The sequence below is a fragment of the Streptomyces sp. NPDC048671 genome, from assembly GCF_055587045.1.
Map to the genome: position 1 here is coordinate 408,775 of NZ_JBVJHB010000009.1, position 10,739 is coordinate 419,513.

The 10,739-nt window shown below is 73.9% G+C and carries 8 protein-coding genes; 7 read left to right on the forward strand and 1 reads right to left on the reverse strand.

Going from position 1 to position 10,739, the window contains the following annotated elements; all coding sequences use genetic code 11:
- The first annotated feature begins 38 nt into the window (after positions 1-38).
- The 3 genes from coaBC (at position 39) to ACZ6S6_RS20820 (ending at position 5,005) form a co-directional block, all read left to right on the forward strand.
- Positions 39-1,241 carry a bifunctional phosphopantothenoylcysteine decarboxylase/phosphopantothenate--cysteine ligase CoaBC gene (gene coaBC / locus ACZ6S6_RS20810; protein WP_362964847.1) on the forward strand — a complete coding sequence of 401 codons (1,203 nt, stop codon included), beginning with the start codon at positions 39-41 and terminating at the stop codon, positions 1,239-1,241.
- A 242-nt stretch (positions 1,242-1,483) separates the two neighbouring features.
- Complete coding sequence (metK, locus tag ACZ6S6_RS20815; protein WP_362964845.1) at positions 1,484-2,692, forward strand: methionine adenosyltransferase; 1,209 nt, start codon at positions 1,484-1,486, stop codon at positions 2,690-2,692.
- A gap of 162 nt (positions 2,693-2,854) precedes the next feature.
- Positions 2,855-5,005, forward strand: a complete 2,151-nt coding sequence (locus ACZ6S6_RS20820) for a primosomal protein N' (RefSeq protein ID WP_469706502.1) — start codon at positions 2,855-2,857, stop codon at positions 5,003-5,005.
- 262 nt (positions 5,006-5,267) lie between these two features.
- Here the strand turns inward: ACZ6S6_RS20820 and ACZ6S6_RS20825 are convergent, their stop codons facing one another.
- The gene (locus ACZ6S6_RS20825) at positions 5,268-5,813 is read right to left on the reverse strand and encodes a hypothetical protein (protein ID WP_469706503.1); all 546 of its coding nucleotides are present in this window, start codon (positions 5,811-5,813) and stop codon (positions 5,268-5,270) included.
- Between the two features lie 230 nt (positions 5,814-6,043).
- Between ACZ6S6_RS20825 and fmt the strand changes: the two genes are divergently transcribed.
- The 4 genes from fmt (at position 6,044) to ACZ6S6_RS20845 (ending at position 10,576) form a co-directional block, all read left to right on the forward strand.
- Entirely contained in the window at positions 6,044-6,976 is a 933-nt protein-coding gene (gene fmt / locus ACZ6S6_RS20830; protein WP_469706504.1) for a methionyl-tRNA formyltransferase, read from the forward strand.
- Positions 6,977-7,141: 165 nt separating this feature from the next.
- Complete coding sequence (locus ACZ6S6_RS20835; RefSeq protein WP_362964837.1) at positions 7,142-8,575, forward strand: RsmB/NOP family class I SAM-dependent RNA methyltransferase; 1,434 nt, start codon at positions 7,142-7,144, stop codon at positions 8,573-8,575.
- Positions 8,576-8,711: 136 nt separating this feature from the next.
- Positions 8,712-9,395 (forward strand): ribulose-phosphate 3-epimerase, encoded by a 684-nt coding sequence (gene rpe / locus ACZ6S6_RS20840; RefSeq protein WP_362964835.1) that lies wholly within the window; start codon positions 8,712-8,714, stop codon positions 9,393-9,395.
- A 164-nt stretch (positions 9,396-9,559) separates the two neighbouring features.
- Complete coding sequence (locus ACZ6S6_RS20845; RefSeq protein WP_362964901.1) at positions 9,560-10,576, forward strand: sugar-binding transcriptional regulator; 1,017 nt, start codon at positions 9,560-9,562, stop codon at positions 10,574-10,576.
- Positions 10,577-10,739 lie beyond the last annotated feature (163 nt).

Sequence of the window (10,739 nt, forward strand, 5' to 3'; positions counted from 1 at the left end):
TACGTATCCGAGTACGTATCCGAGTGAGGGGAGACGCAGTGGAGAAGCCGAAGGTCGTTCTGGGCGTCAGCGGGGGCATCGCCGCGTACAAGGCGTGCGAGCTGCTGCGGCGGCTGACCGAGTCCGGCCACGACGTACGGGTCGTGCCGACCGAGGCCTCGCTCCACTTCGTGGGCGCGGCCACCTGGTCGGCGCTCTCCGGCCACCCGGTCTCGACCGAGGTCTGGAACGACGTCCACGAGGTCCCGCACGTGCGGATCGGGCAGCACGCCGACCTCGTCGTCGTCGCCCCCGCCACCGCCGACCTGCTGGCCAGGGCCGCCCACGGGCTCGCCGACGACCTGCTGACCAACACGCTGCTCACCGCGCGCTGTCCGGTCGTCTTCGTGCCCGCCATGCACACCGAGATGTGGGAGCACCCGGCCACCCGCGAGAACGTCGCCACCCTGCGCCGCCGGGGCGCCCTCGTCATCGAGCCCGCCGTCGGCCGGCTCACCGGCGTCGACACCGGCAAGGGCAGGCTGCCCGACCCGGCGGAGATCTTCGAGGTCTGCCGCCGCGTGCTGGCCCGCGGCCCCGTCGCCCCCGACCTGGTGGGCCGCCATGTGGTGATCAGCGCGGGCGGCACCCGGGAACCGCTCGACCCGGTCCGGTACCTCGGCAACCGCTCCTCCGGGAAGCAGGGGTACGCGCTCGCCCGCACCGCGGTCGCGCGAGGCGCGCGGGTCACGCTCATCGAGGCCAACACCGGCCTGCCCGACCCGTCCGGGGCCGACGTCGTCCGGGCCGGGACCGCGACGCAGCTGCGCGAGGCCGTGCTGAAGGCGGCGGCGGACGCGGACGTCGTGGTGATGGCGGCGGCGGTGGCCGACTTCCGCCCGGCCGAGTACGCCACGGGGAAGATCAAGAAGAAGGACGGCCAGGAGCCCGCCCCGATCACGCTCGTCCGCAACCCGGACATCCTCGCCGAGGTCGCCGCGCGGCGCGCCCGCCCGGAACAGATCGTGGTCGGGTTCGCCGCCGAGACCGACGACGTCCTGGCCAACGGGCGCGAGAAGCTCCGCCGCAAGGGCTGCGACCTGCTGGTGGTCAACGAGGTGGGGGAGCGCAGGACCTTCGGCTCCGAGGAGAACGAGGCGGTGGTGCTCGCGGCCGACGGCGGCGAGACCCCAGTGCCGTTCGGGCCCAAGGAGGCGCTCGCCGACACGGTCTGGGACCTCGTGTCGCCGCGTCTTGGATGAATTTCCGGTGTCCTCGCCCGGCGGGTCCGATCCCTTGCGAAACGGGGCTTCGACCGGGCCTTCCGGCGCCGCCGGAGGGCATCTCGGCGGCCGTGCCGCATGTCACAGATCTCCCAAAGGGCGAGACACGTTGTCCGACAGCCGGAGCCGACCGATAAACTGGTCGCGGACCTTACCGGGCGCAGCTCCCGGGCCGTCCGCCAAATGATCAGCCAGCAGCCGCTGCAACCCCAGGGAGCGATGTGTCCCGCCGTCTCTTCACCTCGGAGTCCGTTACCGAGGGTCACCCCGACAAGATCGCTGACCAGATCAGCGACACCATTCTCGATGCACTTCTCCGTGAGGACCCGACGTCGCGTGTCGCCGTCGAGACCCTGATCACCACAGGTCAGGTGCATGTTGCGGGTGAGGTCACGACCAAGGCCTACGCCCCGATCGCACAGCTGGTGCGCGACAAGATCCTTGAAATCGGCTACGACTCCTCCAAGAAGGGCTTCGACGGCGCCTCCTGTGGCGTGTCGGTGTCCATCGGCGCGCAGTCGCCCGACATCGCGCAGGGTGTCGACACCGCTTACGAGAAGAGGGTCGAGGGCGATGAGGACGAACTCGACAAGCAGGGCGCCGGCGACCAGGGCCTGATGTTCGGGTACGCCTGCGACGAGACGCCCGAGCTGATGCCGCTGCCGATCCACCTCGCGCACCGGCTGTCCCGCCGCCTCTCCGAGGTCCGCAAGAACGGGACCATCCCGTACCTGCGTCCCGACGGCAAGACCCAGGTCACCATCGAGTACGACGGCGACAAGGCCGTCCGTCTCGACACGGTCGTCGTCTCCTCGCAGCACGCCAGCGACATCGACCTCGACTCGCTCCTCGCGCCCGACATCCGCGAGTTCGTCGTCGAGCACGTGCTCGGGCAGCTGATCGAGGACGGCATCAAGCTGGACACCGAGGGCTACCGCCTGCTGGTCAACCCGACCGGACGTTTCGAGATCGGCGGCCCGATGGGCGACGCCGGACTGACCGGCCGCAAGATCATCATCGACACCTACGGCGGCATGGCCCGCCACGGCGGCGGCGCCTTCTCCGGCAAGGACCCGTCGAAGGTGGACCGCTCGGCCGCCTACGCGATGCGCTGGGTGGCCAAGAACGTCGTCGCCGCGGGCCTCGCGGCCCGTTGCGAGGTGCAGGTCGCCTACGCGATCGGCAAGGCCGAGCCGGTGGGCCTCTTCGTCGAGACCTTCGGCACCGCGGTGATCGAGACCGAGAAGATCGAGCACGCCATCGGCGTGGTCTTCGACCTCCGCCCGGCCGCGATCATCCGCGACCTCGACCTGCTCCGCCCGATCTACGCCCAGACCGCCGCGTACGGCCACTTCGGCCGCGAGCTCGCCGACTTCACGTGGGAGCGCACGGACCGGGTGGACGCACTGCGCAAGGCCGCAGGCCTGTAGGCCGTCGGCCGCCCCTCGCGGGCAACCCCTTCCCGCCGGAGCCCGGACGCCTCATCGGTGTCCGGGCTCCGGCGTCTCTCCCCGCCCGAACGGCCGGGGGCGGCGCCGGGCCGGAGCGGCCGGCGCCGCGCGCTGTCAGTGGCATCTGGTAGGAATTTGGCTGTGAGCAGCGACAACGAGCGGTCCGACGAGCCCGGCACCGGGGCGCCGGAGCAGCTTGCGCTGATTCGGGAGACGGTGCGCCGGGCCAAGGTGCCCCGAGCCAAACCACGGACCTGGCGCGGGGCAGCCCTCGCCGGTGAGCTGCCCGTGGCCCGTGTCCTGGTGAACAAGGGCGCGCTCCATCTCGACCAGTACTTCGACTACGCCGTCCCCGAGGAGCTCGACGCCGACGCGCAGCCCGGGGTGCGGGTGCGGGTGCGTTTCGGCGCCGGCGGGCGCAACGTGCGCGGCGGGCGGCGCGAGGGCGGCGGGCTGATCGACGGATTCCTGATCGAGCGGCTGGCCGAGTCCGACTACAGCGGCGCACTGGCCGCGCTCGCCTCCGTCGTGTCACCCGAACCCGTCCTCGGGCCCGAGCTGCTCGGCCTCGCCCGCGCCGTCGCCGACCGGTACGCGGGCAGCCTCGCGGACGTCCTCCAGCTCGCGGTGCCGCCGAGGAACGCACGGGCCGAGTCCAGACCGTCTCCCGAACCGCTGCCGCCGCCTCCGGCGCCCTCTCCCGGCACTTGGGCGCGGTACGGGCAGGGCGCGGCGTTCCTGGACGCGCTCGCCTCGGGCGGCGCGCCCAGGGCCGTGTGGACCGCGCTGCCGGGCCCGCACTGGCCCGAGGAGATCGCCGGGGCCGTCGCCGCGACCCTCGCGTCGGGGCGCGGCGCACTGGTCGTGGTCCCCGACGGACGGACCGCGGGGCGGGTCGACGCCGCGCTCTCCGGGATCCTCGGGGAGGGCCGCCACGCCCTGCTGACCGCCGACTCGGGGCCCGAGAAGCGCTACCGGGAGTGGCTCGCCGTGCGGCGCGGGTCCGTCCGGGCGGTGGTCGGGACGCGGGCCGCGATGTTCGCCCCGGTCGCCGGCCTCGGCCTGGTCGCCGTCTGGGACGACGGGGACTCCAGCCACAGCGATGACAACGCCCCCTTCCCGCACGTCCGCGAGGTCCTTGAGCTACGGGCCGCGCACAGCAGATGCGCCTTCCTGCTCGGCGGTACGAACTGCACCGTGGAGGCCGCCCAGCTGGTGGAGAGCGGCTGGGCACTGCCGCTGCGCGCCGACCGGGAGCAGACGCGGATCGCGGCGCCCCTGGTGCGTACCGTCGGCGACGGCGAGCTCGCGCGCGACGGCGCCGCCCGGTCCGCGAGGCTGCCGAGCCTCGCGTGGCAGACCGTGCGGGACGGACTGCGCAGCGGCCCGGTGCTCGTGCAGGTGCCGCGTCGCGGGTACGCCCCGCGACTGGCCTGCGAGCGCTGCCGGGAGCCCGCGCGGTGCCGGCACTGCGCGGGGCCGCTGGAGGCGCCCGACCAGCAGGACCTGAACTGCGCCTGGTGCGGCCGGGCCGAGACGTCCTGGCACTGCGTCGCCTGCGGGGCCCGCCGGCTGCGCGCGCAGATCGTCGGGGCCCGCAGGACCGCGGAGGAGCTCGGCCGGGCGTTCCCCGCCGTGCCGGTGCGGACCTCGGGGCGCGACCATGTGCTGGACTCGGTACCGGATCAGCCCGCGCTCGTGGTCAGCACCCCGGGCGCCGAACCGGTCGCCGATGGCGGGTACGCGGCGGCGCTGCTGCTGGACGGCTGGGCGATGGTCGGCCGCCCCGACCTGCGGGCCGGGGAGGAGGCGCTGCGCCGCTGGACGGCCGCCGCCGCGCTGGTGCGGGGGCAGCCCGAGGGCGGCACGGTGGTGATCGTCGCCGAGCCGACGCTGCGGCCGGTGCAGGCCCTGGTGCGCTGGGACCCGGTCGGGCACGCGCGCCGCGAGCTCGCGGAACGGGCCGAGCTGGGTTTTCCGCCGGTGTCCCGGATGGCTTCGGTGACGGGAGAGCCGCAGGCGCTCGCCGCGTTCCTGGCCGCCGCGGAACTGCCGCCGGACGCGGAGGTGCTCGGTCCGGTACCGGTCCCCGGCAGCGAGCCGGGACGGCCCCGCAGGCCCTTCGACGCACCGCCGGGGGAGACCTGGGAGCGGGCCCTGGTCCGGGTTCGTCCGGGCAGCGGGGCGGCGCTGGCGGCCGCGCTGAAGGCGGCGCAGGCGGCGCGGATGTCGCGGGGCGGTGGGGGTGGTGGTGCGGTGCGGATTCGGGTGGATCCGCCGGACATCGGGTGAGGGGGCGGTTGTGCGGGGGCGCTCGGGACGGTGCGGCGGAGGGTGCGGCTGAGGGTGCGGGGGCGCCCGCTGGGCGCTTTGTCCTCAATCGCCGGACGGGCTTGAGTGTGCGGGCGGGTTTGAGTGGCCTGCGGACGGGCTTGGGCTGAGCGCGGGCGGGTTTGAGTGGTGCGCGGGCGGGTTTGAGTGGCCTGCGGACGGGCCGAGGGTGGGGTGTGCCTGTCCCGGCGGGGTGCGGCGGGACAGGCACGGGTGGGGTGCGTCAGCCGTTGCGCGGACCGGGGAAGGCCCCCGGGCGCAGGTCCTCGCGCAGGGATGGGCGGTCCGCCGACGGCTGCGGGGGCATCGAGCGCGCGGCCGGGACGGCGGGCAGTGCGGGAGCGGCGGGTGATCCGGGAGCCATCGGCACCGGTCGCTGCACCGCGGGCTCGGCGGCCTCGGCCGCCAACGGCTGGGGGGTGGCGCGCCGTGTGCCGTAGCGGCGGTGGACCGCCTGCTTGGTGACTCCCAGCGCGGAGCCCACCGCGTCCCAGGAGAAGCCCAGCGAACGGTCGAAGTCCACTGCCGCCGTCACCAGGGTCTCGACACTGTCCCGCAGTTCCTGCGCCAGCCTGACGGTGGGGGCCGGGGCCCTGCCGTAGACGACGAAGCCCGCGGACGGGCCGGAGCGGCGCGGACGGTAGACGTTGCCCAGTTGGGCGGTGAGCGTGCGCAGCGCGTCCACCTGCCGCCGGACCCGCTCGATGTCCCGCACCAGAAGATGCAGGCTGGCCCGCGCTTGGGCGTCGTGGGTTGCGTGGTCGGCCATGAAGAAGCCTCTCGAACCGGCGTTGAAAGGGATCGGGCCGCACCGTGGCGGCTCGCTTCGGTCAATCTCTCTTGACCAACGCCTCAGCCGGGGATCTGGTCACGCTCCGGGGGCGTATACGCACCTGCGAGGGGCGCGCAATGGCGCGTACGCCCCCCGGCCGCCGGGCCCATAGACTTGTGCGTTGCTCGTCACCGTAACGTTTCGGCCTGAGAGGCAGTCAGCCACCCATGAAGCTCGTCTTCGCAGGCACCCCCGAGGTAGCCGTACCCGCACTCGATGCCCTGATCGCCTCCGGCCGGCACGAGGTCGCCGCCGTCGTGACCCGGCCCGACGCGCCCGCGGGGCGCGGCCGCCGCCTGGTCGCCAGTCCCGTCGCCGAACGGGCCGAGGAGGCCGGGATCGAGGTCCTCAAGCCGGCCAGGCCACGGGACGAGGACTTCCTGGCGCGGCTGCGGGAGATCGCGCCTGACTGCTGCCCGGTCGTCGCCTACGGGGCACTGCTGCCCAGGACCGCGCTCGACGTGCCCGCCCGCGGCTGGGTCAACCTCCACTTCTCGCTGCTGCCCGCCTGGCGCGGCGCCGCCCCCGTGCAGCACGCCGTCATGGCGGGCGACGAGGTCACGGGTGCCTCCACCTTCCTGATCGAGGAGGGGCTCGACTCCGGGCCCGTGTACGGCGTCCTGACCGAGGAGGTCCGGCCCACCGACACCAGCGGTGATCTGCTGACCCGGCTGGCGTTCGCCGGAGCGGGGCTGCTCGCCGCCACCATGGACGGCATCGAGGACGGCACCCTGCACGCCGTTCCGCAGCCCGACAGCGGAATCACCGTCGCGCCGAAGATCACCGTCGAGGACGCCCAGGTCCAGTGGTCGGCGCCCGCGCTGCGCGTCGACCGGGTGGTCCGCGGCTGCACCCCCGCCCCCGGCGCCTGGACGCTCTTCCGCGGGGAACGGCTCAAGCTGATCCAGGCCGTGCCCGTCCTGGACCGGACCGATCTGGCGCCCGGCGAGCTGTCGGCGGCCAAGAACAACGTCCACGTGGGCACCGGATCGCACGCGATCGAGCTGCTCTGGGTCCAGCCGCAGGGCAAGAAGCCGATGCGCGCCGCGGACTGGGCGCGCGGGGTGCGCATCGTTCCCGGCGAACTCGTGGGGATCTAGGGATCTAGGGATCCAGGGATCCAGGGATCCAGGGATCCAGGGATCCAGGGATCCAGGGATCCAGGGATCCATGGTCCGGGGATCCGTCCGGACGGCGGAGCGGGGCGGGGCGGGGACGTAGGCTGGGGCAGTTCGCCCTCTCACCATCAGCGGAGCACCTTTCACGTGAACGACCAGCCGCGTCGCCGTCCCGCCACACCGCACCGCCGCCCGCAGAAGGACCAGGTCCGGTTCCTTGCCTTCGAGGCCCTCAGGGCCGTCGACGAACGCGACGCGTACGCCAACCTCGTCCTTCCCCCGCTGTTGAAGAAGGCCCGCGCCAAGGGCGACTTCGACAGCCGGGACGCGGCGCTGGCGACCGAGCTGGTCTACGGAACGCTGCGCCGCCAGGGCACGTACGACGCGATCGTCGCCGCCTGCATCGACCGGCCGCTGCGCGAGGTCGACCCGCCGGTCCTGGACGTGCTGAACATGGGCGTGCACCAGCTGCTCGGCACCCGTATCCCGACCCACGCCGCGGTCTCCGCCAGTGTGGAACTGGCCCGGGTGGTGCTCGGCGAGGGGCGCGCCAAGTTCGTCAACGCCGTCCTGCGCAAGGTCTCCGCGGACGACCTCGACGGGTGGGTGGCACGGGTCGCCCCCTCGTACGAGGACGACGCCGAGGACCACCTCGCCCTCGTGCACTCGCATCCGCGCTGGGTCGTCTCCGCGCTCTGGGACGCCCTCGGCGGCGGCCGCGCCGGCATCGAGGACCTGCTGGAGGCCGACAACGAACGGCCCGAGGTCACCCTCGTCGCCCGCCCCGGCCGCTCCACCACCGAAGAGCTGCTCGACGCGCTCGGCGAGGAGAACGGGCTGCCGGGCCGCTGGTCGCCCTACGCCGTGCGGATGGCCGAGGGCGGCGAGCCCGGAGCGCTGACCGCCGTGCAGGAGAGCCGGGCCGGTGTCCAGGACGAGGGCAGCCAGCTCGTCGCCGCGGCTCTCGCCAACGCGCCGCTGGAGGGCAGGGACACCCGCTGGCTCGACGGCTGCGCCGGCCCCGGCGGCAAGGCCGCCCTGCTGGCCGCCCTCGCGGCCGGACGCGGCGCCGCCCTGCTGGCGGCCGAGAAGCAGCCGCACCGGGCCCGCCTCGTCGAGCGCTCCCTCGCCGGCAACCCCGGCCCGTACCAGGTGATCACCGCCGACGGCACCCGCCCGCCGTGGCGGCCCGACACCTTCGACCGGATCCTGATGGACGTCCCGTGCTCGGGCCTCGGCGCGCTGCGCCGCCGGCCGGAGGCCCGCTGGCGACGCCGCAAGGAGGATCTGGAGAGCTTCGCGCCGCTCCAGCGCGGTCTGCTGCGCGAGGCGCTGAAGGCCGTACGGATCGGCGGCGTCGTCGGGTACGCGACCTGCTCCCCGCACCTCGCGGAGACCAGGGTGGTCGTCGAGGACGTACTCAAGGGCCGCGGCGGGGCGCCGGTCGAGGCCGAGTGGGTGGACGCCCGTCCGCTGATGCCCGGGGTGCCCGCCCTGGGCGACGGACCGGACGTCCAGCTGTGGCCGCATCTGCACGGCACGGACGCGATGTACCTCGCCGTGCTGCGGCGTACGGGCTGACCGGATCCGCCCGGCGGGGCGGCCGTCGCCCGACCGGGGGGCGAAAAAGCCGGGAATGTGCGAACCGTAATGATCCCGTGAGGCTTTGGGGCGCACCGAAGCGGGGAAGTGCCGCAGAACATGGCAGGCTTGGCCCATGGCCCAGATCAACCCCAGCATTCTCTCCGCCGACTTCGCACGCCTCGCCGAGGAGGCGCAGGCCGTCGAAGGCGCCGACTGGCTCCATGTCGATGTCATGGACAACCACTTCGTGCCCAATCTGACCCTCGGCGTTCCGATCGTGGAATCGCTCAGCAGGGCCACGGCCACGCCGCTGGACTGCCATCTGATGATCGAGGACGCGGACCGCTGGGCCCCGCAGTACGTCGAGGCGGGGGCGGGATCCGTCACCTTCCACGTGGAGGCCGCGGCCGCCCCCGTGCGGCTGGCGCGGGAGATCCGGGCCAAGGGCGCCCGCGCGTCCATGGCGCTCAGGCCGGCGACGCCCATCGAGCCGTACGAGGACCTGCTCCCCGAGCTCGACATGCTGCTGATCATGACGGTGGAGCCGGGCTTCGGGGGCCAGTCCTTCCTGGACATCATGCTGCCGAAGATCCGCCGCACCCGTGAGCTGATCTCCAGGCACGGTCTCGAACTGTGGCTCCAGGTCGACGGCGGGGTCTCCGAGTCCACCATCGAGCGGTGCGCCGACGCCGGCGCCGACGTCTTCGTCGCGGGCTCCGCCGTGTACGGCGCCAAGGACCCGGCCGCGGCGGTACGGGCCCTGCGCGCCAAGGCCGACGGAGCCATCGCCTCGGCGCAGTGGGCGTGCGGCCACTGACGCGGGCGACGGAGCAGCCAGCCGCTCCGGCCCCCGACCGCAGGTCGGCCCGGCCAAGGGCAGATGAACGCGGTCCGACGGGACCGGTCAAGGATCGCCGTATCTGACAGGATGAACGGCGTATCGAGAGCGTGAACAGCAGTGAGGAGAACGCGGTGTCTGCAATGTCGGCGGGCCGGTCCGCCCTGCGGATGGGGCCCGCGGAGCTGGTGCAGGCGGCGGCCATGGCCCGCCGCTTCTACCTTCAGGGTAAATCCAAGATCCAGATCGCGGAGGAGTTCGGCGTCAGCCGCTTCAAGGTCGCCAGGGTCCTGGAGACGGCGCTGGAGCGTGACCTCGTACGGATCGAGATCCGGGTCCCGGCCGAGCTGGACGCCGAGCGCTCCGACGCGCTCCGCGCCCGCTACGGGCTGCGCCACGCGGTCGTGGTCGAATCCCCGGCCGAGGAGCAGGACGACGCCGCCGACCCGGAGAACCTCGGCGAGGTCGCGGCCGATCTGCTGGGCGAACTGGTGAACGAGGGCGATGTGCTCGGGCTCGCCTGGGGCCGGTCCACCATCCACATGGCCGCCGCCCTGGACCGGCTCCCGCCGTGCACGGTCGTGCAGCTCACCGGGGTGTACGACGCGGGGACCGCCGAGCGCGGCTCGGTCGAGGCGGTCCGGCGGGCCGCCCAGGTCTCCGGCGGCGAGGCCCACCCCATCTACGCGCCGATGCTGCTGCCCGACCCGGCCACCGCCGCCGCGCTGCGCCACCAGACCGGGATCGCCCGCGCCTTCGAGTACTTCGACAAGGTGACGGTCGCGGCGGTGTCCATCGGCTCCTGGGAGCCCGGCATCTCCACGGTCCACGACATGCTGTCCGACGAGGAGCGCGGGCACTACGCCTCGCTCGGCGTCGCCGCCGAGATGTCGGCGCACCTCTTCGACTCGGAGGGCCGGCGGGTCGGCCGGGACCTCGGCGAGCGCTGCATCACGGTCGAGGCGGACCGGCTGCGCCGGATCCCCGAGGTGGTGGCGATCGCGGGCGGCCAGCGCAAGGCCGCCGCGATCGGAGCGGTGCTCCGGTCCGGTCTGGTCACCAGCCTGGTGACGGACACCGCGGCGGCCGACTATCTGCTGACCGACTCGGCCGCGCCGCGCAAGCCCGCGCTGGACCGGGCCGACCCGGACGGGGAGTGAGCGAAGGACGCGGGGGGGGGGGGGGGGGGGGGGGGGGCCCGCCCCCCCCCCCCCCCCCCCCCCCCCCCCCGCTACTCCTGCTGCTGGTGGTGGATCGCGCCTGTCAGTTCGCCGAGCGGCCGCCCCGTGCCGCCCCAGCGGTGCTGGATGATCTCGGCGGCGA